We start from the raw sequence: 22,461 nt of genomic DNA on the forward strand, positions 1-22,461 counted from the left end.
TCCCCCCGCGCCCCCGCCCCGGCAGCTCAGCCACCGTGCGAGGGAAGCGGCGGAAGACGGACCGGAGCCGGACCGGAGCCGGGACGGAAACCGGGACGAAAGCCGAAGTGGACGACGCCCCGGGCACCCGCCGCGGGGGCCCGTGCCGCATGGGTCGTACGTGCGGTGTGGATGGGGCGTGGGTTTCGTGCGTCGCCGACCGGGCACGCGCCGTACGAGGAGGATTCCCGTCGCCCGTCCATGAGGGGTCCATGAGGGTGGGAAGTCGGGGGTGGGTCGGGGGCCGGAGGGCCGGGGCGGATCCGCCCTGCCCCGCGCCATGTGCGTAGTGGTGCCCGGAACCGGACTCGAACCGGTACGCCCCCGAGGGGCAGCGAGGTTTAAGCTCGCCGTGTCTGCATTCCACCATCCGGGCCTGGCGCGCGGCTCCGCGTTGGCACATGACCCTAGCCGGGGACTTCCCCCGAACAGCGGATCAGTGGCGCGATGTTGTCTTATTTTATTGATCGTTTGAGGGTGCGTCAGCACTCGTCAAAGGACATTGCCACATGCCTGGGCGGGGTAGCGGGCGCGCCGGGCGTGATTCCGGATTGACGTAAAGTCGCCGCACCCGGACGGCGCATCCGCCGGGGCGCGACGGGGGCGCCGCCGGGGCGGCCGGAGGACCGGGGGAAACACCGGGCGGAGACCCGGTCGCGTGGTCCTCGGGACGGGTGGCCTAGGGGTCCGTGTCATACCGCAGGAGGAGACCGCGGGCGCTCCGGTGCGACTCAAGACTGCCCCAGGAACGGGCACGGGGGCTGACGTCCGGCGGCGGACCGGCGGTGACGATGGAAGGGTTCCGATCCACCCCCGGACGATGCCTCGGCCGGAGCCCGAACCAGGAGATTCCCGTGACCACCATTTCCACCGCACCCCGCGCCACCACGGTGGCTGCCCGCGCCACGGATCTGTCGAAGGTCTACGGAGAGGGCGAGACCCGGGTGACCGCCCTGGACGGGGTCACCGTGGACTTCCCCCGCGGCGAGTTCACCGCGATCATGGGCCCGTCCGGCTCCGGCAAGTCCACGCTGATGCACTGCGTGGCCGGTCTCGACAGCTTCAGCAGCGGTTCGGTGCGGATCGGCGACACGGAGCTGGGCTCCCTCAAGGACAAGCAGCTCACCCAGCTCCGCCGGGACAAGATCGGCTTCATCTTCCAGGCGTTCAACCTGCTCCCCACGCTGACGGCGTACGAGAACATCACGCTCCCCATGGACATCGCGGGCCGCAAGCCCGACGCCGAATGGGTGCGCCGGGTCATCGACATGGTGGGGCTCTCCGACCGGCTGAGCCACCGGCCCACCGAACTCTCCGGCGGGCAGCAGCAGCGCGTGGCGGTGGCCCGCGCCCTGGCCTCGCAGCCGGAGATCATCTTCGGTGACGAGCCCACCGGGAACCTGGACTCCCGCTCCGGCGCCGAGGTCCTCGGCTTCCTGCGCAACTCGGTGCGCGAGCTGGGCCAGACCGTGGTGATGGTGACCCACGACCCGGCCGCCGCCTCCTACGCGGACCGGGTCATCTTCCTCGCGGACGGCCGGATCGTCGACCAGATGCTGCACCCCACCGCGGACGGGGTCCTCGACCGGATGAAGGCGTTCGACGCCAAGGGCCGCACCAGCTGAGCCCCGCCCTCCTCCGCGTCCTCCCCCGGAATCCCTCCCCATCCCAGGACTGACAGACATGTTCCGTACCGCCCTGCGCAATGTGCTCGCGCACAAGGCCAGGCTGCTGATGACCGTGCTCGCCGTGATGCTCGGCGTGGCCTTCGTCTCCGGCACGCTGGTCTTCACCGACACCCTCGGCAACGCCCTTCGCAACCAGTCGGCCAAGAGCTACGACGACGTCGCCGTCGCCGTCACCACCTACGCCGACCAGCGGGACGAGAAGGTCTCCGGCATCACCACCGCCACCCTGAAGAAGCTTCAGGGCCTGGACGGCGTCGACACCGCCACCGGCCGGGTCTCCGGCTTCGCCGGGGTCGCCGACCCCGACGGCAAGCTGATAGGCAACGGCTGGTCCAACACCGGCGGGAACTACTTCCCCGGCAAGGACGGCAAGGACCACGCGTACACCTTCGTCGAGGGCACGGGTCCGACCTCGGCCGACCGGATCGCGCTCGACAAGGAGACCGCCAAGAAGGGCGAGTACCAGGTCGGCGACCGGGTCCGGGTCGCCACGAACGGCCCGGTGAAGGAGTACGTCCTCTCCGGCGTCTTCACCACCGAGGACGGCGCGGTCAACGCCGGCGGCAGCCTGGTCCTCTTCGACACCGAGGTCGCCCAGAAGCTGTACCTGAGGCCCGGCGTGTTCCGTGAGGCCACCGTGTCCGCCGCTTCCGGCGCCTCCGCCGACGAGCTGCTGTCCGCGGTGAAGCCGCTGCTGCCCAAGGACGCCGAGGCCAAGACCGGCCAGGACCTCGCGGACGAGCAGGCCAAGCAGATCGAGAGCGGTCTGAGCACCATCAACACCATGCTGCTCGCCTTCGCCGGCATCGCCCTGTTCGTCGGCGTCTTCCTGATCGCCAACACCTTCACGATGCTGGTGGCCCAGCGCACCAAGGAGCTGGCCCTGATGCGCGCCGTCGGCGCCTCCCGCCGCCAGGTCAAGCGCTCGGTGCTCATCGAGGCCGCCGTGGTCGGCGCGATCGCCTCGGTCATCGGCTTCGCCCTCGGTCTCGGCCTCGCCACCGGGCTGCGTTCCATGATGGGCATGTTCGGCGGGAAGATCCCGGCCGGTCCGCTGGTGGTCTCGCCCACCGCGGTCGGCTCCGCCTTCGCCGTCGGCATCCTGATCACCGTGGTGGCCGCCTGGCTGCCCGCCCGCCGGGCCGCGAAGATCCCGCCGGTCGCGGCGATGAGCAGCGTGCACGCGACGGCCACCGTCAAGTCCCTGGTGCTGCGCAACTCGATCGGCGCGGTGCTCACCCTGCTGGGCTCGGCGGGGATCGTGGCGGGCGCGGCCAAGTCCGGGTCGGACGGACGGACCCTCATCGCCGCGGGTGCCTTCCTCGCGCTGATCGGTGTCATCGTGCTGATCCCGCTGCTGTCGCGGCCGGTGATCGCACTGGTCCGCCCGCTGCTGAAGCGGCTGTTCGGGGTCTCCGGCAAGCTGGCCGCGCAGAACGCGGTCCGCAACCCGCGCCGTACCGGCGCCACCGCCTCCGCGCTGGCGATCGGCCTCACCCTGGTCACCGGCATCTCGGTGCTCGGCGTCACCCTCGGCCAGGCGGTCGACCGGATGACCACGGACAACGTCCGGGCCGACTACATGGTGACGATGGCGAGCGGCGACGCGCTCGACGAGTCGGCGCTCGCCGCCCTGGAGAAGACCAAGGGCGCCTCGGCGGTCTCGCCGCAGCAGGCCACCTCGATCCAGGTCGAGGAGGAGTACCACTCCGCGTCCGCCGTCACCCCCGGTGCCTTGCAGCAGGTCTTCGCGATCGAGACCGTCTCCGGTTCGCTCGACTCGCTCGGCAAGGGCGAGATCGCCGTCGCCGAGAAGACCGCGAAGTCCAACGGCTGGAAGACCGGCGACACCCTGCCGGTGACGTTCGAGGACGAGAAGAAGGGCAAGCTGAAGGTCGGCGCCCTCTACAAGGGGAACGAGTTCCTCTCCCCGGTCCTGCTCCCGAAGGACATCGCCGACCAGCACGGCAGCCTGGCCAACATCCGTGAGGTCTGGCTGAAGATGGACGGCGGCGCGACCGAGGCCAACGAGCAGGCCGTGGTGGACGCGCTGGGCGACAACCCGGCCATGAGCATCATGGACCGTCAGGACATCCGTGACATGTTCGGCGGCTCGGTCAACCTCGCGATGAACATCATGTACGGGCTGCTGGCGATGGCCCTGATCATCGCGGTGCTCGGGGTCATCAACACCCTGGCGATGTCGGTCTTCGAGCGCCAGCAGGAGATCGGCATGCTGCGGGCCATCGGCCTGGACCGGCGCAGGGTGAAGCGCATGATCCGGCTGGAGGCCGTGGTCATCTCGCTCTTCGGCGCGGTGATCGGTGTCGCGCTCGGCATGTTCCTCGGCTGGGCGATCGGGCAGACCCTGTCGTCGGAGATCCCTGAGTACGCGCTGGTCATCCCGTGGGACCGGATCGCGGTCTTCCTGGTGCTGGCGGGTGCCGTGGGCGTGCTGGCCGCGCTCTGGCCGGCCCGCAGCGCCGCGAAGCTGAACATGCTGACGGCGATCAAGACCGAGTAGCGGCGGGGCCCGCACACGGCCGGGGGCCGGTACGCGCAGCACGGTGCTGCGCGTACCGGCCCCCGTTCCGTCGTGGGGCCTCCAGCGGTACCGACCGGTCAGCCGGTCGCGGACGCCGTCCAGTCGCGGGCCCGCAGCGGCATGCGGGAGGACCCGCCCTCCGCCGGACGCACCACGAGGATCTGGTTGACGCCGATCCTGTTGTGCTCGAAGGAGAGCGCGCAGGCGGCCATGTAGAGGCGCCAGACCCTGGCCCGCCCGTACGAGGTCATCCGGACCGCGCGGTCCCACTGCTTCTCCAGGTTGGCGACCCACCGGCGCAGGGTCAGGGCGTAGTGTTCGCGGATCGACTCCACGTCGCGGGCCTCGAAACCGGCCTCCTCAAGGGCCGTCACGGTCCGTCCGACCGGGGCCAGTTCGCCGTCCGGGAAGACGTAGGCGTCGATGAAGTCGTCCACGTGGTACGCGGACTCGTCCCGCTCCGGGCGGCGGGCGATCTGGTGGTTGAGGAGCCGGCCGCCGGGCTTGAGGAGCGCGTAGAGGCCGTCGGCGTACTCCCGGAAGCGGGCCGCGCCGACGTGCTCGGCCATGCCGATGGACGAGACGGCGTCGTACGGGCCGTCCCTGACGTCCCGGTAGTCCTGGACCCGGATCTCCACCCGGTCGGTCAGACCCTCCTCCGCGACGCGTTTCCTGGCGTAGGCGGCCTGTTCGGCGGAGAGCGTCACCCCGGTGACCCTGGCGCCGTACTCGCGGGCCGCGTGGATGGCCATCGAGCCCCAGCCGCAGCCGACGTCCAGGAGGCGGTCGCCCTCCTTCAGCGCGAGCTTGCGGCAGACCAGGTCCAGCTTGTCGCGCTGGGCGCCCTCCAGGTCCGCGCCGTCCGCCCAGTAGGCGCAGGAGTAGACCATGGACGGGCCGAGGACCAGTTCGTAGAAGTCGTTGCCCACGTCGTAGTGGTGGCTGATGGCCTCCTTGTCACGGCGCCTGGTGTGCAGGGCGCCGGCGCGGCGGCGGACCTCCTCGGGCGGCGGGGGCGGCGGGGGCCAGGGGCCGGCCAGTCGCAGCAGCCCCTTGGCGAAGGCCCGGACCCGGGGGTCGCGGGCCGGGTGGACCCGGTCCCCGGCGGTGTCGGGGCGTTCCCAGATCAGTGCGGCCAGGAGGTCCAGGGTCTCGTAGAGGTCGCCCTCGATGTCGATCTCGCCCGCCACCCAGGCGCGGGCCAGGCCCAGTTCGCCCGGCTTCCAGAGCAGCCTGCGCAGCGCGCGGCGGCTGCGGACGACGAGCACGGGTGCACCGGGCGGTCCTGATTCGCTGCCGTCCCAGGCCCGGATCCGGACCGGCAGCCTTTCTCCCAGCAACTCCTCGACGAGAGCGGTCAGCCGCAGCGCGGCGTCTGCCATGGCACACACCTCCGTGGTGGTGTTCCCGATGTGCCCGGGCACGCCCGGGCATGCCGCGGCCGCACCGGGTGCCGGGGGGGCACCGCGGCGAGCCGCATACCCGTCAACAGTCGGCGAAGCACGGCCCATCCCGCTACCGCGCAATGGAAGGGCAAAATAGCTGCGCATTGCACGCATCCCCCGCTGCGGCGACCGTCGGGACCCCGTGCCGCGCCTCGTCGCACGGGGCCGGATACGCCGAAGGGGCCGTCCGCACCACGGATGGCGGACGGCCCCTTCGGGGTCGTGCGGGTGTCTCGCGGACGAGTGGGTCCGCGAGCGGGCTAGGAGGCCTTGGCCTTCTCGCCCTCGGCCTTGGCGGCGGCCGGTGCCGGGGCCGGCTTGGCGGCCTCGTAGAACTCCTCGCGCGGCGTCTCCATGGCGCCGAGCGAGACGACCTCGCGCTTGAGGAACATGCCGAGCGTCCAGTCGGCGAAGACCCGGATCTTGCGGTTCCAGGTCGGCATCGCCATGCCGTGGTAACCACGGTGCATGTACCAGGCGAGACGGCCCTTGAGCTTGATCTTCATCTTGCCCATGACGATCATCGCGACGCCCTTGTGCAGCCCCAGACCGGCGACGGCACCCTTGTTGGCGTGGCTGTACTCGCCCTGCGGGAAGCCGCGCATCCCGGAGATGACGTTGTCGCCGAGGACCTTGGCCTGACGCAGCGCGTGCTGGGCGTTGGGCGGGCACCAGGCGTTGGGGTTGCCGGCCCTGCGTCCGACCATGTCCGGGACCTGGGCGTTGTCGCCCGCGGCCCACACGTAGTCGAGGCCGTTGACCTGGAGCTTCTCGTTGCAGTCCACGTGGCCGCGGGGGCCGAGCGGCAGACCGAAGCGGGCCAGTGCCGGGTTCGGCTTCACGCCGGCCGTCCACACGATGGTGTTGGAGTCGACCTCCAGACCGTTCTTCAGGACGACGTGGCCGTCGACGCAGGAGTCCATGGAGGTCGAGAGGAAGACCTCGACGCCACGGGACTCCAGGTGCTCCCGGCCCCAGGCGCCCAGCTTCGGGCCGACCTCGGGAAGGATCTTGTCGGCGGCGTCGACGAGGATGAAGCGCATGTCCTCGCGCTTCACGTTCGTGTAGTACTTCGCCGCGTCGCGGGCCATGTCCTCGACCTCGCCGATGGTCTCCGCGCCGGCGAAGCCGCCGCCCACGAAGACGAACGTCAGAGCCTTGCGGCGGACGTCCTCATCGGTCGTCGAGTCGGCCTTGTCCAGCTGCTCGAGAACGTGGTTGCGCAGGCCGATGGCCTCCTCGATGCCCTTCATGCCGATGCCCTGTTCGGCGAGGCCGGGGATCGGGAAGGTGCGGGAGACCGCGCCCATCGCGATGACCAGGTAGTCGAAGGGCAGCTCGTAGGCCTCGCCGACGAGCGGCGCGACCGTGGCGACCTTGCGGTCCTGATCGATAGTCGTGACGCGGCCGGTGAGGACCTCGGCCTTCGGCAGGACGCGTCGCAGCGGGACGACGACATGCCGAGGCGAGATGCTGCCGGCAGCAGCTTCGGGGAGGAAGGGCTGGTACGTCATGTACGAGCGCGGGTCGACGACCGTGACGGTCGCCTCTCCGTAGCGCATCTTCTTCAGAATGCGTCGAGCTGCGTACAGGCCTACGTACCCACCGCCTACTACGAGGATCCTGGGACGCTCCGTGGTGCTCATGCCATCGAGTATCCACCCCCCTCCGGAGGGGGCCTCGTGAGCCCCTTCACAAGGTATGGGCGACCCTCTGCTACACTTCGCCGCCCGCGTGACCCAGGTCATGGGTGCCCGGGGGAACCACAAGGCGGTCGCGAACGTTGTTCACCGCTTGTGAGCTGGCCCTTGGCCCCGAACGAGGGGCCGATCGGCCCTTGGCAACGCGTCCCGGGCGCGCTCCGGGAGCGCCCCCCGGACGGCGCGGAACGCGCCCCTCCGGGGCTTCGGGCGTCCGTACGGACCGGAACCGCCCTCCGAAGGGCCGAATTCCTTGTGAAGAAGTTCACGAACTTTGCCGTGCCGGGCCGCCCGAACCCCTCCCCGGAAACCCGACGGAGGCTCAGAAACGCAGGCAGAAGCGCGCATGAGCCCCCTCCCGGTCCCACGTCCCCCGGCCCGGCCGAGGCCGTCGGGGATGTCGCGCAAGCGCGACTCCCACCCCTGACCGCGTGTACACGCAGGTGCGTACACTCCGCTCATGACCGACCACGTCGTGACCGTCAGGGAAGCGCGTGCGCATCTGGCGGAACACATCAACCGGGCCGAGGAAGGCGCTCCGACCGTCATCACACGCAACGGTGTCCCCGTTGCCGCGGTCGTGCCGATCGCCGACTTCGAGGCGCTGGAGGAGGCCGCCGACGTGATGCTGGCCCGCGAGGCGGAAGCGGTCCTGGCCGACGGCGAACCCACCGTTTCGATGGCCGAGCTGCTGGCGGACCTGTTCAGCGAGCGCGGCGAAGACGTGGCGTGAAGTACACGTTCCGGTTCACCACGGCAGCACAGCGGCAGCTCTGGTCCATCAGTCGGTCCGACGCCATGCGCATCCTGACCGCGCTGACGGCGCTCGGTGACGATCCGTACCGCGAGGACACAGACGTCAAAAAGCTCACCGGCCCGTCGGGGCTCCACCGGCTCCGGGTCGGCGGCCACCGGGTCGCCCACCGGGTCGACGACGGTGAACTCGTCATCCTCGTCGCCGAGACGGGTGCCCGACGGGACGCCCATCGCACCCTGTAGTGCTTCCCCCGGCCCGACCCGACGCCCCCGCTCCGGCCGGGTGCTCCTACGCGATCGACCAGCCGATGCCGTCGAGGATGTCGTGCTCGCTGACGACGACCTCCTCGGCCCCGGTCCGCTTCATCACGGCGAGCAGGATCAGCGACCCGGCGGCGATCACGTCGACGCGGCCCGGGTGCATCGCGCCGATCGCGGCCCGTTCGGCGTGGGTGGAGGCGAGGAGCCGGGAGGTGATCTCCTGCACCTGGTCGAGGGAGATCCGGGAGTGGTGGATCGCCTCCGAGTCGTACGCGTCGAGGCCCTGGGCGATCGCGGCGACCGTGGTGACCGTCCCGGCGAGGCCGACGAGGGTGGCGGTCCCGGCGAGCGGGACGCTCTCCTCGACGAGGTCGAGGGCGGCCTCGACGTCGGCCCGGATGCCGTCGATCCGGCCGGCGGACGGCGGGTCGGTCACGACGCCGTCCCGCACCAGGTGACGTTCGGTCATCCGGACACAGCCGATGTCCACGGAGCGCGCGGCCCGGACGTGGTCGTCGCCGACGACGAACTCGGTGGAGCCGCCGCCGATGTCCACGACGAGGTACGGCTTCGCGAGGTGGTCGTGGTCCGCGAGTTCCCTGGTGGCGCCGGTGAAGGAGAACTCCGCCTCCTGGTCGCCGCTGATCACCTCGGGCTCGACGCCCAGGATCTCCCGCACGCCGCGGACGAACTCGTCCCGGTTCTCCGCGTCGCGGGAGGCGGAGGTGGCCACGAAGCGGATCCTCCGCGCGCCGTGCTCCTCGATCACCGCCGCGTACCGGCGGCAGGCGGCGAACGTCCGCTCCAGGGCCTCGGGGGCGAGCCGCCCGGTGCGGTCGACGCCCTGGCCGAGCCGGACGATCTCCATCCGGCGGTCGAGCTCGACGAGTTCGCCGGTGGCCGGGTCGGCGTCGGCGACGAGCAGGCGGATGGAGTTGGTACCGCAGTCGATGGCGGCCACGCGGGTCATGAAGTACTCCCAGATCGAGCCCCTCCGGGAAACGGAAACGGAGGAGCGAACCGAGCCCCTCCGGGGAACGAGGAGCAGATCGTGCCCCTCCGACGGCCGAGGAGCGGGGGTCCGGGGGCGGCGTCCCGGGAAAGGGGACCGGTCAGCCCCCGGGAAGGGGACCGGTCAGCCCTCGTCCGGCTCGCCGCACGGCGAGACGCACGGCCCCTTGCGCCACCACTCCGGCAGCATCGCGATCGCCTCGTCGCCCAGCGGGTTCACCCCGGGCCCCGCGGCCAGCGAGTGCCCGACCAGGACGTGCAGGCACTTCACCCGGTCCGGCATGCCGCCCGCGCTCGGGAAGCCCTCCAGCACCTCGATGGCGTCGCGCCGGGCGATGTAGTCCTCGTGGGCGGCCCGGTAGGCGGCGGCCAGTTCGGGGTCGGTGGCGAGGCGCTCGGTCATCTCCTTCATGACCCCGTTCGCCTCCAGCGTGCCGATCGCGGACGCGGCGCGCGGGCACGTCAGGTAGTACGTCGTCGGGAACGGCGTGCCGTCCTCCAGCCGGGGCTGCGTCTCGACCACGTCGGGGTTGCCGCACGGGCAGCGGTGCGCGATCGCGCGCAGGCCGCGCGGCGGCCGGCCCAGCTGCTGCTGGAACGCGGCGATGTCCGCCTCGGTGGGGGCGGTGGGCTCGGTCTGGGGAGGGGGCGTTTCCATGCCTGCCTAGGTTCTGGTCGGGCTGCTCGAACTGCGGTTCTGCAGAGGGGTGGAGAGGGTGGAGAGGGTCAGTCGCGGTCGGTGCCGCCGGCGCCGTCGGCGCTGTCGATGCCGTCCCAGAGGTTGGAGTGCCACGGCCGGCCGGACTCGCCCGCCCTGCCGTTGCGCTCCTCGACCGCGTCGGGGTCGATCACCGTGTAACCGGTCTCCCCGGGAAGAAGGTAGTGCAGATGCGTACGGGCCAGCTGCCTGATGTACGCGTCGTCCTGGAGGCGCGCCTTCTCGTCGCGCAGCTCCTCGGTGCGGATCCGCGCCTCCTCCGCCAGTCGCTCCTGTTCGGCGATCTCGTCCCGCTGCGAGACATAGCTGCGCATCGGGTACGCGAGCGCGACCACCAGGGAGCAGACGACGAGGGCGAGGAACGCCGCCCGGCCGGTGAGCCGCGAGCGGCGGGCCTGGCGGCGGTTCTGGGACCGGTAGACGCGGGCGGCGGTCTGCTCGCCGAGCAGTCGCAGCCGGGTCGCGGTGGAGAACCGGTCCCGGTCCTTCGCGGCCATTTCTCCGCCTCCCCAATACGCACCCGATACGCACGTCCGTCCCCGCACACGGTACGGGACCGAGTGCGGGGACGGACGGACGGGCGCCGTGGCCCCGTACGCGCGGCGGGACGGCCGACGCTACTTCCGGCGCGCGTCCTAGTTCGCGGAACGGAACCGGGGGAACGCCGAGCGGCCCGCGTACACCGCGGCGTCGTCGAGGATCTCCTCGATGCGCAGCAGCTGGTTGTACTTGGCGACGCGCTCGGAACGGGCCGGGGCGCCGGTCTTGATCTGGCCGCAGTTGGTGGCGACGGCGAGGTCGGCGATGGTGACGTCCTCGGTCTCGCCGGAGCGGTGCGACATCATGCACTTGAAGCCGTTGCGCTGGGCCAGCTCCACGGCGTCCAGGGTCTCGGTCAGCGAACCGATCTGGTTGACCTTGACGAGCAGGGCGTTGGCGGAGCCCTCCTCGATGCCGCGGGCCAGGCGCTCCGGGTTGGTGACGAACAGGTCGTCGCCGACGAGCTGGACCTTGGAGCCGAGCTTGTCGGTGATGGCCTTCCAGCCGGCCCAGTCGTCCTCGTACAGCGGGTCCTCGATGGAGACCAGCGGGTACGCGGAGACGAGCTCCTCGTAGTACTCGGTCATCTCGGCGGCCGAGCGGGACTTGCCCTCGAACTCGTACGCGCCGTCCTTGTAGAACTCGGAGGCGGCGACGTCGAGCGCGAGCGCGATGTCCTTGCCCGGGACGTAGCCGGCTTCCTTGATGGCTTCCAGGATGAGGTCGAGGGCGGCGCGGTTCGAGTCCAGGTTCGGCGCGAAGCCGCCCTCGTCGCCGAGACCGGTCGACAGGCCCTTGGCCTTCAGGACCTTCTTCAGCGTGTGGTAGACCTCGGTGCCCCAGCGCAGGGCCTCGGAGAAGGACTCCGCGCCGATCGGGGCGATCATGAACTCCTGGATGTCCACGTTGGAGTCGGCGTGCGAGCCGCCGTTGAGGATGTTCATCATCGGAACGGGCAGCAGGTGCGCGTTCGGGCCGCCCAGGTAGCGGAACAGCGGCAGGTCCGAGGCCTCGGACGCGGCGTGGGCGACGGCCAGCGAGACACCGAGGATGGCGTTGGCGCCGAGCGAGCCCTTGTTCTCCGTGGCGTCCAGGTCGAACATCGCCTGGTCGATCAGGCGCTGCTCGGTGGCGTCGTAGCCGACGAGCTCCGGGCCGATCTGCTCGATCACGGCGAGGACGGCCTTCTCGACGCCCTTGCCCTGGTAGCGGTTGGGGTCACCGTCACGAAGCTCGATGGCCTCGAACGCACCGGTGGAGGCGCCGGACGGGACGGCAGCACGGCCGGTGCTGCCGTCGTCGAGGCCGACCTCGACCTCGACCGTGGGGTTTCCGCGGGAGTCGAGGATTTCCCGGGCTACGACGACGTCGATGGACGGCACGAGGCATCTCCTTCTGGGATATGACGCTGGTTGTGCAGGGTCGCTTTGGCCTTGCGACAAGAGCCTAACCGGCCCGGCCCGATCAGCCCGACGACCGCCCGTCCCCTGGGACGAAAAAGGACCCGGGGGCGGACAATCCGGGAGGAAAGACCAGATTTTTACCGGTCAGTAACTACAGGAGTTGAACAGTCCCTCCCCTTTACGGGGAGGAGGGCTCCGGCGAGGAGAGGGCCGTGCAGGGAGGGCCGGGGCCCGCCCGTGCGGCGGGAAGGCGGAAACCCCGGGCCGCGCGTACGGAGGGTCGCGCGGCCCGGGGCTGCCGGGGGAGGAGAGAGTCCCGGTTACTTCGTCAGGTGCAGCTGCTGACCCGGGTAGATCAGGTCGGCGTTCTCGACGATGTCCTTGTTCAGCTCGAACAGCTTCTGCCAGCCGCCCTTGACGCCCTGCTCGGCGGCGATCCTGCTCAGCGAGTCGCCGGCGACGACCTCGTACTCGCCGTCACCCTTCTTGACCTTCTTGCCGGTCGGGGTGGTGACGGTCTTCTTCGCCTCGGCCCGCGGGGCGGCGGAGCGCTCGGAGCGGGAGGCGGCGGGGGCCTCGGTGCGCTCCTGCTTCGGCTGGGCCTGGCGGGTCGGCTGCGACTGCTGCTTCGGGGCGGCCGGGGCGCTCTGCTGCTGGGTGGAGCCGGACTTCTCGGTGGAGCCGGTGGAGGCGGAGGAGCCGGTGTCGACGCCCGGGTCGACACCGTCGTTGGTCAGGCCGCCGGCGCGGGCGCAGCCCCAGGCGCCCGGGCCCTGCATGTCGAGGAGGCGCTCGGCGGTGGCGATCTGCTGGGCCTTGGTGGCCAGGTCGGCGCGGGGGGCGTACTGCAGACCGCCGGCGGCGGCCCAGCTGGACTGGGAGAACTGCAGGCCGCCGTAGTAGCCGTTGCCGGTGTTGATCGACCAGTTGCCACCGGACTCGCACTGGGCGACGGCGTCCCAGGTGGCGACGGAGGCGGCGGAGGCGCTGCTCGCACCCATCAGGGGGGCGGCGACGGCGGCACCGGTGACACCGGCGAGCGTGGCGATGCGGACCGCCTTGGACGGGCGGCGGTGCTTGCCCTTGCTGGAAAACAGCATGGAACTTCTCCTCACCGACGCCTACGAGGTGAGCTGTCGGGTTCGGGCCAAGTGAGTTGCCCGGTCGCACGTCCTAGCACGCGACTTCACCCCAAGCCGGTCCTGATGCGTCCTTCGACGATCGGGGCCGGCGCCTACCTGGGTCCCCCGCTCCTGCCTACGGCGCTTTACGCGTCTGTTCCCTCCGACCGACGGCAGGATTCGGCGTGACGGTCGACGGGGCCCGCGGTGCGAGCGGTTCCGACCGTAGACATACGCAACCCCCACATTCAAAGATGGACACATCGGACAATAAGCCCTTACTTGCATCTGAGGATCCATCGTTTCCGCAGGTCGGGCCCGATGTGCGAGGGCTCCCGGCGCGCGACACGCCAGTTGACGCAAAGAGACCCATGTCTCACTTACGCATAAGTGGACATAGGTCCCTGAACTGCCCCGGTTCCGGGGTCTTTTTCAGCCAGCCATCAGGCCGCTCTCACGCGGCTCTCACTCGGCGCCCACCTCGAGGTCGAGCCGCTGGCCGGGAAGGATGAGATCCGGGTCGGAGCCGACCTCGGCCCTGTTCGCCTCGTACAGCGCAACCCACCCACCAGGGACCTTCTGCTCGTCGGCGATGGCCCAGAGGTTGTCGCCGGGGCGGACGGTGTACGGGTCACCGGCGGCCGGGACGTCCGTGCCGCGCGCACCGTCACCGCCGCGGGAGGCGTGACGGCCCGACTCGCGACCCTCGTCGACACCCACCTCGCGGCCGTCCTCGACGGCCGGCGCACCGCGGTGCTTTCCACCCTGACCGCTGGACGATTCAGGTGAACCGGACGGTACGGACTTCTCGGGCGTGTCGGACGGGGTCTCCGTGGAGCCCTCCGTGGAGCCCTCCGAGGACGGGGCCGTGGGGGTTCCGGACGAGGGGTCGGGCGAGGGCGTGACCGCCCCTGACGGCTCGTCGGCGCCGCCCGGTGCGGACGAACCGTCCTCGCCGTCCACGGCACCCGCACCGCCCGTGGCACCCTCCGACGGATCGGCCTCGCCGGCGGGGGGCTTCGACGTCTCCCCGGCGGGCTTCCCGCTCCGCTCCGGGTCCGCGGAGGCCACGGTCCCCGGGTCGGTGCCGGGCGCGGTCCCCGGGTCGACGCCGGGCAGCGCACCGTCCGTCGCGAGGCCGGAGATGACCGCGCAACTGGGCCACGCCTGCGGCCCCTGGTCCTCCAGGACCTTCTGGGCCACGGCGATCTGCTGCGCCCGGCTGGCGAGGTCGGCGCGCTCGGCGTACGACTCGCCGCCGTACGCCTTCCAGGTCTCCGGCGAGAGCTGGAGCCCGCCGTAGGAGCCGTTGCCGAAGTCGGCGCTCCACGTGCCGCCGCTCTCGCACTCGGCCACCCGGTCCCAGGTCGTGGCGTCGGCCGCGTGCGCACCGGAAGCGCCGAGCAGCGGGATGGCGATGGCGGACCCGGTCACGCCCGCGGCGACGACGATGGCGGGTGCCTGACGGGGGCGACGGTGTTTGCCGTTCGCGGAGCCCATGGGGTTGCCTTCCGTGTAGCTGACGTGTGACTGGTGGGTCGAACGGTGAACCTAGCCGGACCCGAACACGAGTCACAAGTCGATGCAGCGCGGATCACGTAAAAGTCACAGAGTTGACGGAGTGTCACTTCCGGCCCGTCCGGACTCCGGCGTGAACTCCACGGGAAGGGTGCGCAGTCCGCGCATGATGAGCCCGCCGCGCCACCGCAGATCGCCTGGTTCCACCGCGAGTCGCAGGTCGGGAAGGCGTCTCAGCAGCGTGGCGAGCGCGGTCCGGCCCTCCAGCCGGGCGAGCGGCGCGCCCAGGCAGTAGTGGATGCCGTGCCCGTATCCGAGGTGCTGATTGTCACGCCGTGCGAGGTCCAGGGTGTCGGGGTCCGGGAAGCGTTCCGGGTCGCGGTCGGCGGCGGCGAGCACCACGAGCACGGGGTCCCCGGCCGCGATCTCCTGCCCGCCGAGCGTCAGCGGCTCGGTGGCGAACCGCCAGGTCGCCAGCTCGACCGGGCCGTCGTACCGCAGCAGCTCCTCGATCCCGGTCTCCAGCAGCCCGCCCTCCTCCGTCTCGATGGAGTGCTGGAGCAGTGCGCGCTGCTCCGGGTCGCACAGCAGGGAGTGGACGCCGTTGCCGATGAGGTTGACCGTCGTCTCGAACCCGGCGAAGAGCAGGATGAAGGCCATGGCGGCGGCCTCGTTCTCGGTGAGGTGCTCGCCGTGGTCGCTGGCCCGGATCAGCCCCGAGATCAGGTCGTCCCCCGGGTTCTCGCGCTTGCGGTGGATCAGCTCGGCGAGGTAGCCGCGCATCTTCTTCACCGACCTGGCCACCCCGCCGCGCGGGCCGCCGCCGTGCCGGATCATCATGCCCGCCCAGTCCCGGAAGTCGTCCTGGTCCTCGGGCGGCACGCCCAGCAGGTCGCAGATCGCGTAGATGGGGAGCGGGAAGGCGAAGTCGTGGATGAGGTCCGCCCTCCCCTCCTCGGCGAAGCGGTCGATGAGGCGGTCCGTCAGCTCCTGCACCCGCGGCGCGAACTCGGCGACCCGGCGCGGGGTGAACGCCTTGGAGACGAGCCGGCGCAGCCGGGTGTGGTCGGGCGGGTCGATGTTCAGCAGATGCGTCATCAGCTCCGCCTTGCGCTCCCCGGGGATGCCCGTCTTCCCCTTGGCGTGCGCCGGTTCGGCGTGGTGCGCGGGATTCTTGGAGAGCCGGGTGTCGGCGAGCGCCTGCCGGGCGTCCGCGTACCGGGTGACGAGCCATGCCTCGACGCCGCTGGGCAGCGCGGTCCGGTGCACGGGGCTGTGCTCGCGCAGCCAGGCGTAGGCCGGGTACGGGTCGGTGGCGAACTCCCAGGTGAAGAGCTCGGGCGCGGCTGGACGTACACCGGGACTGGCACCGGACCGGTCGGCAGGACAGCCGCCGACGGACTCGTCGGTCGGGCGGGCCGTGGGCTCGTCGGCGGGGCGGTCGGCGGGCTCGTCGATGGGCTGGTCGGCGGGGCTGTGGTTCACGCCCCGACGTTATCCGTTGCCCTCCGCGGCCCTGATGGCGTCCCGGTAGGCGCGGGCCGCGGCCCGCAGCGCGGCCTCGGGGTCGATGCCGTCCCGCTCGGCCCGTACGGCCAGGGCGAGGAGCTCGTAGCCGATGCCGTCGCCGGTGGGCGGGGTCACGTCGAGCCCGGCGGTACGGACCCGGGCGGCCAGTTTCGCCGCGAGCGCCAGCCCCGGCTGGCCGAGCGGCACCCCGTCGGTGACCGATGCGCGCTGCTTCTCGACGGCCTTGGTCCGCAGCCAGTGCGCGCGCACGTCCTCCGGGGTCTCGGCCGTCTCGTCGCCGAAGACGTGCGGGTGGCGGTGGATCAGCTTCTCGACGAGGGTCGCGGCCACGTCGTCCACGGAGAACGGCTCCGCTCCATCCCCCGGGCGGCCTTCCTCGGCGATCCGCGCGTGGAAGACCACCTGGAGGAGGACGTCCCCCAGCTCCTCGCGCAGTTCGTCGCGGTCGCCGTGCTCGATCGCCTCCACCAGCTCGTACGCCTCCTCGATGGCGTACTTGGCGAGGCCCTCGTGGGTCTTGCGCGAGGTCCAGGGGCACTCGGTCCGGATCCGGTCCATGATCTGGACCAGGTCGAGGAACCGGGCACCCGGCAGGTCGTACGAACCGGGCAGCAGCTCCAGGTCCGGCATCCGCACCCGGCCCGAACCCGCGAGCCGGGCGAGCCCGTCGGTCAGCGGCCCGGAGCCCTCGCCGCCCGCGAGGACGACCACGCTCCGGCCGCCCGCGCAGGCGTCGACGAGCTCCTGCGCGGCGGGGTCGGCGTGCTCGACGGCGACGCCCGCCTCGCGCAGGTACGGCAGCTGCGGATGCTCCCGCTCCGCGCAGAGCACCCGGTCGGCGGCGTGCAGCGCCTGCCAGGCGGGCCAGGACAGGAGTCCGGGCGCGACGCGGTGGCTGGCGGTGAGCAGGACGATACGGCCGGGATCTTCAGCGTTCACCGTTCGAATCTACTCCGATCGGGCCGGTGGCCGGGCCCCGGCCACCGGACGCCCGGCGCCTGAGGGCCGGGGGTCAGACCCCGGCCGCCACGCCTTCGGGCTTGGTGACCTGGCTGATCCACGGGGCCTTGTAGCCGGCGAGCTGGGTCTGCTTGTCGTCCCAGGTGCCGTAGCGCGGGTTGACGTCGACCCCCAGCTCCTTCGACGCCTTGCTGAGCGCCTCGCCGACGGCCTGCTGCCCGGCGGGCTGCTGGATGTCGAGGCCGAGCGCCTCGGCCAGCTTCGTCAGCTGGACCTGCTCGCGGAAGACGGCGTCGATCTGGCCGGGGGCGACCCAGCTCTGCCGGAGCATCACCGTGCGCAGCCGGGCCTCTCCCCCGGACTGGTCCGCCGCCTCCTTGCGCAGCTGCTGGATCTCGTTGCGGGTGACGGTGACGCCGGCGTCCTTCGCGGCCCGGTCCAGCACCTTGTCGAAGATGATGCCGTGCAGCTTGGCCCGGCTGAGCTGGCCGGACTTGTCGATGAGCTGGGAGGCGTCCGGCGCGCCGCGCTGGGCCTCGCGCACGGCCGCCACCTGGCTCTGCAGCGCGGACACCTCGATCCGGTCCCCGCCGACGACGGCGGCGGCGCCCGGGTGGGTCTCGCCGCCGCAGGCGGTCAGGAGTGGGACGCCGGCGAGGAGGGCGGCGGAGACGGTGAGCGCGGTGCGGCGGCGGCGGTGCAAAGGAACCTCCCGGGGAGACTTTGTGCATCAGTGCACAAGACCTTGCGGTGATCGATGGTAGGCAGTGGAGATGGCTGGGGCCACCGATTCGACCAACGATTCGGAAGGAGTTGGGGATGTGGGCCCGCGCGGCGCCGTCCGGGCCGGGCGGTGCGGTTCAGGGCACGCGCCGGGGCACGGACTCCCCGGGGTCCGGTCGCAGCATGATCGTGCGCGAGACGACGAAGGTGATCGGGATGGCCGCCACCGCCGCGACCAGCGGCGCGTACCGGTCGTCGAACCCGGCGAGGTCCACCAGCAGATAGACGCCGCCGGTCGTGAGGACGAAGTTGGCGAGGTTGGTGAGCGGGAAGAGCAGGAACTTCCGCCAGGTGGGGCGGGTCCGGTAGGTGAACCAGGAGTTCAGGAAGAAGGAGCCGGTCATGCTCAGCAGGAACGCCACCACATGGGCGGCGATGTACGGCAGACCGTTCAGCAGCAGGAGGTAGCAGCCGTAGTACGTGCCGGTGTTCACCGCTCCCACGAGGGCGAACCGGGCCATCTGTGCCGGGACCGTCATCGGCGTACGAACTCCTGGGGTTCCCGTGTCCGGTGCGGCGCCGCCGTGGTGGTGTTCGTGGCCTTGACCAGGAAGTGCGGGCGCCTCTTCACCTCGTAGTAGATGCGGCCGACGTACTCGCCGACCACTCCGAGCATCACCATCTGAACCCCGGCGAGCGCGGTGACCACGACGAGAAGCGTGACATATCCGGGGGTCTCCACTCCCTTCACCAGTGCGACACCGACGATCCACGCCGCGTGGACGAGGGCCACGGACAGCAGCAGCATGCCCAGGTGGAGCGCCGCCCGCAGCGGCTTGTTGTTGAAGGAGAGCAGCCCGTCGAGCCCGTAGTTGAGGAGCTTCCCGAAGGTCCAGGCGGAACGCCCCTGCTCCCGGACGGCGTTCTCGTATTCGAAGGTCGTCGTGCGGAATCCGACCCAGGCGAAGAGGCCCTTGGAGAAGCGGTTGTACTCGGTGAGCTCCAGTAACGCGTCGACGGTGCGGCGGGACAGCAGCCGGAAGTCCCCGACGCCGTCGACCAGCTCCACGTCCACCAGCCGGTTGATCAGCCAGTAGTAGGCGCGGGCGGTGACGGTGCGGGTGACGCGGTCGCCCGTGCGGGTGCGGCGGGCGATCACCTGGTCGTGGCCCCGCTCGTACTCGTCGAGCATCCGGCCCACCAGCTCGGGCGGGTGCTGGAGGTCGGCGTCCATGATGACGACGGCGTCGCCCTCGGCATGCCGGAGACCGGCCAGCATGGCGGCCTCCTTGCCGAAGTTCCGGCTGAAGGAGACGTAGCGGACCCTCGGGTCGACGGCGGCCAGCTCCTGGAGGATCGCCAGGGTCCGGTCCGCACTGCCGTCGTCGACGTACACCAGCTGGAACTCGGGCCCCAGCCGGGCCATCTCCTCCGTGACGCGCTCATGGAAGCGTTCGAGGATCTCCTCCTCGTCGAAGCAGGGCACCACCAGCGAGATCAGCACAGAAGTACACCAGCCGGTGCATGTGTCGGAACCTGTCGCTCCTCATGGCCGACGGGCATCCATTGCGTGAACTGCCTTGCCCCGTAACGGATTTGCTTGCCCGAAGCTGGCATATTCCCGCGTATGCCGACTTCCCGTCCCCGTCCCCGTCCCCGTCCGCGTGCGGTCGCGCTCGCCGCGCTGCTCGCCGTCGTCGCCGTCTGCTCCGGCGATGCCCTGGCGCGCGCCTTCCCGTTCGGGCACCACACGCGGAGCGTCAACGACCTGGGCAACCAGTTCGTGCCGTTCCACGCCCGGCTGTGGGACCTGCTGCACGGCAACGCGGACGGCGGGGTGCTGCTCAACTGGTCGTCCGGGTACGGGACGAGCTTCCTGCCGGACCTCGGCACCTATTTGACCAGCCCGTTCGCCCTGCTCGTGGGGGTCTTCCCGCGCGACCGGATCGATCTCGCGGTCTATGTGGTGACGGTCCTGAAGACGGCGTCGTCGGCGGCGCTCATGACCCTGTTGCTGCTGACGCTGCGCGGCGGGCGGTGGTGGGCGGCGGGGATGCTCGGCGGTTCGTACGCACTGTGCGGCTGGTCCCTCGCCGAGGCGTCGTACAACCCGATGTGGCTGGACGGCCTGATCGCGCTGCCCGTCCTCTGTCTGGCCGCCGAGTGGGCGCGCACGGGACGGCGGCCCGTCGCCGCGCCGCTGCTCGTCGCGGTGATGTGGGTGGCCAACTTCTACACCGCCTACATGGCGACGCTCGGCGCGGCGCTGGTGCTGGCGGCGCGGCTGTTCACCGAGCGGGACGACCGGCGGACGGCGGTCCGGGCGCTGGGGCGCGCGGCCCGCGCGGTCGTACTGGGCATCGGGCTCTCGGCGCCCGTCCTGGTCCCCGTGTACCTGGGGACGAAGCACGCGTACCCCGGTTGGGACCGGCCGTTCGCGGCCGCCGGCTGGTCCGACGTGCTCGCCCGGCTGCTGCCCGCCACGTACACCTTCTTCACCCCGGCGCTCTTCCTCGGCACCGGCACCCTGCTCCTGGCGTGCGCCCTGGCCTTCCAGCGGGCCGTGCCGGGGCGCGAGCGGTGGACGTGGGCGGGGCTGGCGGCGGGCGTCGCGCTGTCGTTGCAGTGGGAGCCCACGCACCTGCTGTGGCACGCCTTCGCCACGCCCAACGGCAGCCCGTACCGGCAGACGTTCGTGCTGGCCGGGCTGGTGGTGATCGCCGCCTGGGTCTCGGTCGCGCACGGCCTGCCCGACCGGCGGGCACTGGCGGGCGGGTGCGCGGTACTGGCGCCGGTCGCGGCCGGGGCCGGTCTCAGCGCCCTGATCACGCAGTGGACGTACCCGCTGTTCGCGGCCGGGCTGGTGGCGTCGCTGGGGGCGCTGCTCCTGGCCGGGCGCGGCCGGCGGTGGACGGTGCCGGCCGTGGTGCTGCTGATCGGCGCGCAGGCCGGGCAGGCCGCCACGACCACCGCGTTCGTCGACCGGGCGCGGCTGAACCGGCTGGACCACTACGCGCCCTGGGGCGAGCGGCAGCAGGCGCAGGCGGACGTGGTCGCGGGCGCCGACGAATGGCCGCGCACCCGCACGGACCCGGGCCGGGAGCAGACCACCACCAACGACCCGCTGCTGCTGGGCGGACAGGGCGGCGCGTACTACAGCAGCCACACGCCCGCCGTGCTGACCGACACCATGCGGGCGCTCGGCGCGGGCTGGACGTCCAACGGCCGGGCCGTGCAGAGCCTCGACAACCCGGTCACGGACGCGATCTTCTCGGTCGGCGCCCGGGTGCACCGGCCGCGCGACCCGTACCAGGCGTGGAACGCCCCGGACGACCGGCCGGTGACGGTGGAACGTGCCCCGGTGCCGCCGCTGGTGACGGTGCGTCCGCCGGGGAAGCCGGTGCCGTACGGCCGGTCGCCGTTCCGGAACCAGGAGAAGCTGCTCGGTTCGCGGGTCTACACGGTGCCGGGGACCGCGCTGCGCGCGGCGGGGGGCGGCGCGGTCGCGGACCGGGGCACGGACGACTACGGGGTGGGGCGCGGGACGTACACGCTGACCGCCACCTGTCCGGCGGGCACGGAGGCGTATCTGTGGGCGCCCGGCCTGTTCGGTTCGGCGCGGCTCGGTACGGCACAGCTCGACTCGGCGCGGTCCGGCGGCGGTTCGGCGCGGCTCGGCAGCGGCTCGGCGCGGTCCGGCGGCGGTTCGGAGGAGGTCTGGTTCAAGGGGAAGCTGCCGGCCAAGCGCGCCCCGGTGCAGCGGCTGGGCACGGTGGGCGGGGACGGGGCGGTGCGGGTGACGCTGACCTCCACGCGCGCGGGGACCGTGCCGCACGGGGCGGTCGGCTGCCTGGACCGGGCCCGGCTGGCCGCCGCCGTCGCGGAACTGCGGCGCACCGGCGCGAACGCCGTGCACGTCACCGCGGACGGCGTCCGGGCGGAACTGCCGGCCGGCTCCTCGGGAACGGTGGTCCTCGCCGCGCCCCGGATCGCGGGCTGGCGCTGCCAGGGCCGGCCCGCCGACGACTACCTGGGCCTGGTCGCCGTCCCGGTGCCCGCCGACGGCACCCCCGTCAGCTGTACGTTCCGGCCCCCCGGCCTGCGGGCCGGCCTGGCGGCGGGGGCGGGTTCGCTCGCCGTGCTCGTGGCCACCGGGGCGGTACTCGCGTACCGGCGGCGGACGGGAGCGGGTGCAGGTGCGGAGACCGGCACGGGCGCAGGCGCGGGAGCGGGTGCGGAGACCGGGACGGGGACAGGTACGGGTGCGGAGGCGGAGACCGGGACGGGGACAGGTACGGGTGCGGAGGCGGAGACCGGGACGGGGACAGGTACGGGTGCGGAGGCGGAGACCGGGACGGGGACAGGTACGGGTGCGGAGGCGGAGACCGGGACGGGGACAGGTACGGGTGCGGAGGCGGAGACCGGCACCGGGGCGCGCGCCGGGCGGCCGGAGGCCGTGCACGCCTCCTGACGGCCGTGCTGCGGGAGGGGCGGGCCCGGGCA

At 71.8% G+C, this 22,461-nt stretch carries 18 protein-coding genes, 1 tRNA gene and 1 riboswitch; of the genes, 5 read left to right on the forward strand and 14 right to left on the reverse strand.

Translation table 11 applies throughout. The features are described from left to right. Window positions 1-329: 329 nt before the first annotated feature. Window positions 330-415 (reverse strand) — tRNA-Leu (locus OCT49_RS12525). Window positions 416-893: 478 nt separating this feature from the next. Between OCT49_RS12525 and OCT49_RS12530 the strand changes: the two genes are divergently transcribed. Both OCT49_RS12530 and OCT49_RS12535 read left to right on the forward strand, forming a co-directional pair. After that, a complete protein-coding gene (locus tag OCT49_RS12530; protein ID WP_283851955.1) occupies window positions 894-1,664 on the forward strand; it encodes an ABC transporter ATP-binding protein in 771 nt (256 codons plus the stop codon). 58 nt (window positions 1,665-1,722) lie between these two features. Further along, window positions 1,723-4,251 carry an ABC transporter permease gene (locus OCT49_RS12535; RefSeq protein ID WP_283851956.1) on the forward strand — a complete coding sequence of 843 codons (2,529 nt, stop codon included), beginning with the start codon at window positions 1,723-1,725 and terminating at the stop codon, window positions 4,249-4,251. A gap of 98 nt (window positions 4,252-4,349) precedes the next feature. Here OCT49_RS12535 and OCT49_RS12540 read toward each other — a convergent pair whose 3' ends face one another. Both OCT49_RS12540 and OCT49_RS12545 read right to left on the reverse strand, forming a co-directional pair. Further along, window positions 4,350-5,654, reverse strand: coding sequence for a class I SAM-dependent methyltransferase (locus OCT49_RS12540; protein ID WP_283851957.1), 1,305 nt, complete (start codon window positions 5,652-5,654; stop codon window positions 4,350-4,352). 323 nt (window positions 5,655-5,977) lie between these two features. Then, window positions 5,978-7,363 (reverse strand): NAD(P)/FAD-dependent oxidoreductase, encoded by a 1,386-nt coding sequence (locus OCT49_RS12545; protein WP_283851958.1) that lies wholly within the window; start codon window positions 7,361-7,363, stop codon window positions 5,978-5,980. A 514-nt stretch (window positions 7,364-7,877) separates the two neighbouring features. Here OCT49_RS12545 and OCT49_RS12550 point away from each other — a divergent pair. Both OCT49_RS12550 and OCT49_RS12555 read left to right on the forward strand, forming a co-directional pair. Further along, window positions 7,878-8,150 (forward strand): type II toxin-antitoxin system Phd/YefM family antitoxin, encoded by a 273-nt coding sequence (locus tag OCT49_RS12550; RefSeq protein WP_283851959.1) that lies wholly within the window; start codon window positions 7,878-7,880, stop codon window positions 8,148-8,150. Continuing rightward, window positions 8,147-8,416 (forward strand): type II toxin-antitoxin system RelE family toxin, encoded by a 270-nt coding sequence (locus OCT49_RS12555; protein ID WP_283851960.1) that lies wholly within the window; start codon window positions 8,147-8,149, stop codon window positions 8,414-8,416. The genes OCT49_RS12550 and OCT49_RS12555 overlap by 4 nt, the downstream gene beginning before the upstream one ends. Before the next feature lie 46 nt (window positions 8,417-8,462). Here OCT49_RS12555 and OCT49_RS12560 read toward each other — a convergent pair whose 3' ends face one another. From OCT49_RS12560 to OCT49_RS12610, 11 genes are all read right to left on the reverse strand, one after another. Next, complete coding sequence (locus OCT49_RS12560; protein ID WP_283851961.1) at window positions 8,463-9,404, reverse strand: Ppx/GppA phosphatase family protein; 942 nt, start codon at window positions 9,402-9,404, stop codon at window positions 8,463-8,465. Between the two features lie 165 nt (window positions 9,405-9,569). After that, a complete protein-coding gene (locus OCT49_RS12565) occupies window positions 9,570-10,103 on the reverse strand; it encodes a DUF501 domain-containing protein (protein WP_283851962.1) in 534 nt (177 codons plus the stop codon). A gap of 68 nt (window positions 10,104-10,171) precedes the next feature. Next, window positions 10,172-10,660, reverse strand: a complete 489-nt coding sequence (locus OCT49_RS12570; RefSeq protein WP_283851963.1) for an FtsB family cell division protein — start codon at window positions 10,658-10,660, stop codon at window positions 10,172-10,174. A 138-nt stretch (window positions 10,661-10,798) separates the two neighbouring features. Continuing rightward, window positions 10,799-12,085 carry a phosphopyruvate hydratase gene (eno, locus tag OCT49_RS12575; RefSeq protein WP_283851964.1) on the reverse strand — a complete coding sequence of 429 codons (1,287 nt, stop codon included), beginning with the start codon at window positions 12,083-12,085 and terminating at the stop codon, window positions 10,799-10,801. A gap of 341 nt (window positions 12,086-12,426) precedes the next feature. Beyond that, window positions 12,427-13,206: a transglycosylase family protein gene (locus tag OCT49_RS12580; protein ID WP_283851965.1), complete on the reverse strand. Its 780-nt coding sequence runs from the start codon at window positions 13,204-13,206 to the stop codon at window positions 12,427-12,429. A 3-nt stretch (window positions 13,207-13,209) separates the two neighbouring features. Beyond that, window positions 13,210-13,381, reverse strand: a riboswitch (cyclic di-AMP (ydaO/yuaA leader). 311 nt (window positions 13,382-13,692) lie between these two features. Continuing rightward, on the reverse strand, window positions 13,693-14,727 hold the full coding sequence (locus tag OCT49_RS12585) for a transglycosylase family protein (RefSeq protein ID WP_283851966.1): 1,035 nt from the start codon (window positions 14,725-14,727) through the stop codon (window positions 13,693-13,695). 105 nt (window positions 14,728-14,832) lie between these two features. Further along, window positions 14,833-16,230 (reverse strand): cytochrome P450 family protein, encoded by a 1,398-nt coding sequence (locus OCT49_RS12590; protein WP_283851967.1) that lies wholly within the window; start codon window positions 16,228-16,230, stop codon window positions 14,833-14,835. A gap of 9 nt (window positions 16,231-16,239) precedes the next feature. Continuing rightward, complete coding sequence (locus OCT49_RS12595; protein ID WP_283851968.1) at window positions 16,240-17,214, reverse strand: nucleoside triphosphate pyrophosphohydrolase; 975 nt, start codon at window positions 17,212-17,214, stop codon at window positions 16,240-16,242. A gap of 73 nt (window positions 17,215-17,287) precedes the next feature. Next, a complete protein-coding gene (locus OCT49_RS12600; RefSeq protein WP_283851969.1) occupies window positions 17,288-17,938 on the reverse strand; it encodes a SurA N-terminal domain-containing protein in 651 nt (216 codons plus the stop codon). Between the two features lie 157 nt (window positions 17,939-18,095). After that, window positions 18,096-18,497, reverse strand: a complete 402-nt coding sequence (locus OCT49_RS12605) for a GtrA family protein (protein ID WP_283851970.1) — start codon at window positions 18,495-18,497, stop codon at window positions 18,096-18,098. Further along, on the reverse strand, window positions 18,494-19,462 hold the full coding sequence (locus tag OCT49_RS12610; RefSeq protein WP_283851971.1) for a glycosyltransferase family 2 protein: 969 nt from the start codon (window positions 19,460-19,462) through the stop codon (window positions 18,494-18,496). Before OCT49_RS12610 ends, OCT49_RS12605 begins: the two co-directional genes overlap by 4 nt. A 123-nt stretch (window positions 19,463-19,585) precedes the next feature. Here OCT49_RS12610 and OCT49_RS12615 point away from each other — a divergent pair, with 123 nt between their 5' ends. Beyond that, window positions 19,586-22,429: a YfhO family protein gene (locus OCT49_RS12615; protein ID WP_283851972.1), complete on the forward strand. Its 2,844-nt coding sequence runs from the start codon at window positions 19,586-19,588 to the stop codon at window positions 22,427-22,429. Window positions 22,430-22,461: the final 32 nt, after the last annotated feature.

The organism is Streptomyces sp. ML-6, assembly GCF_030116705.1.
Lineage (GTDB): Bacteria > Actinomycetota > Actinomycetes > Streptomycetales > Streptomycetaceae > Streptomyces.

Excerpts from the sequence above, each read along its gene's own strand:
- OCT49_RS12560 (WP_283851961.1), bottom strand. The coding sequence starts at position 9,404 with ATGACCCGCGTGGCCGCCATCGACTGCGGTACCAACTCCATCCGCCTG.
- OCT49_RS12565 (WP_283851962.1), bottom strand. The coding sequence starts at position 10,103 with ATGGAAACGCCCCCTCCCCAGACCGAGCCCACCGCCCCCACCGAGGCG.
- OCT49_RS12535 (WP_283851956.1), top strand. The coding sequence starts at position 1,723 with ATGTTCCGTACCGCCCTGCGCAATGTGCTCGCGCACAAGGCCAGGCTG.
- OCT49_RS12580 (WP_283851965.1), bottom strand. The coding sequence starts at position 13,206 with ATGCTGTTTTCCAGCAAGGGCAAGCACCGCCGCCCGTCCAAGGCGGTC.
- OCT49_RS12615 (WP_283851972.1), top strand. The coding sequence starts at position 19,586 with ATGCCGACTTCCCGTCCCCGTCCCCGTCCCCGTCCGCGTGCGGTCGCG.
- OCT49_RS12545 (WP_283851958.1), bottom strand. The coding sequence starts at position 7,363 with ATGAGCACCACGGAGCGTCCCAGGATCCTCGTAGTAGGCGGTGGGTAC.
- OCT49_RS12540 (WP_283851957.1), bottom strand. The coding sequence starts at position 5,654 with ATGGCAGACGCCGCGCTGCGGCTGACCGCTCTCGTCGAGGAGTTGCTG.
- OCT49_RS12585 (WP_283851966.1), bottom strand. The coding sequence starts at position 14,727 with ATGGGCTCCGCGAACGGCAAACACCGTCGCCCCCGTCAGGCACCCGCC.
- OCT49_RS12550 (WP_283851959.1), top strand. The coding sequence starts at position 7,878 with ATGACCGACCACGTCGTGACCGTCAGGGAAGCGCGTGCGCATCTGGCG.
- OCT49_RS12570 (WP_283851963.1), bottom strand. The coding sequence starts at position 10,660 with ATGGCCGCGAAGGACCGGGACCGGTTCTCCACCGCGACCCGGCTGCGA.
- OCT49_RS12605 (WP_283851970.1), bottom strand. The coding sequence starts at position 18,497 with ATGACGGTCCCGGCACAGATGGCCCGGTTCGCCCTCGTGGGAGCGGTG.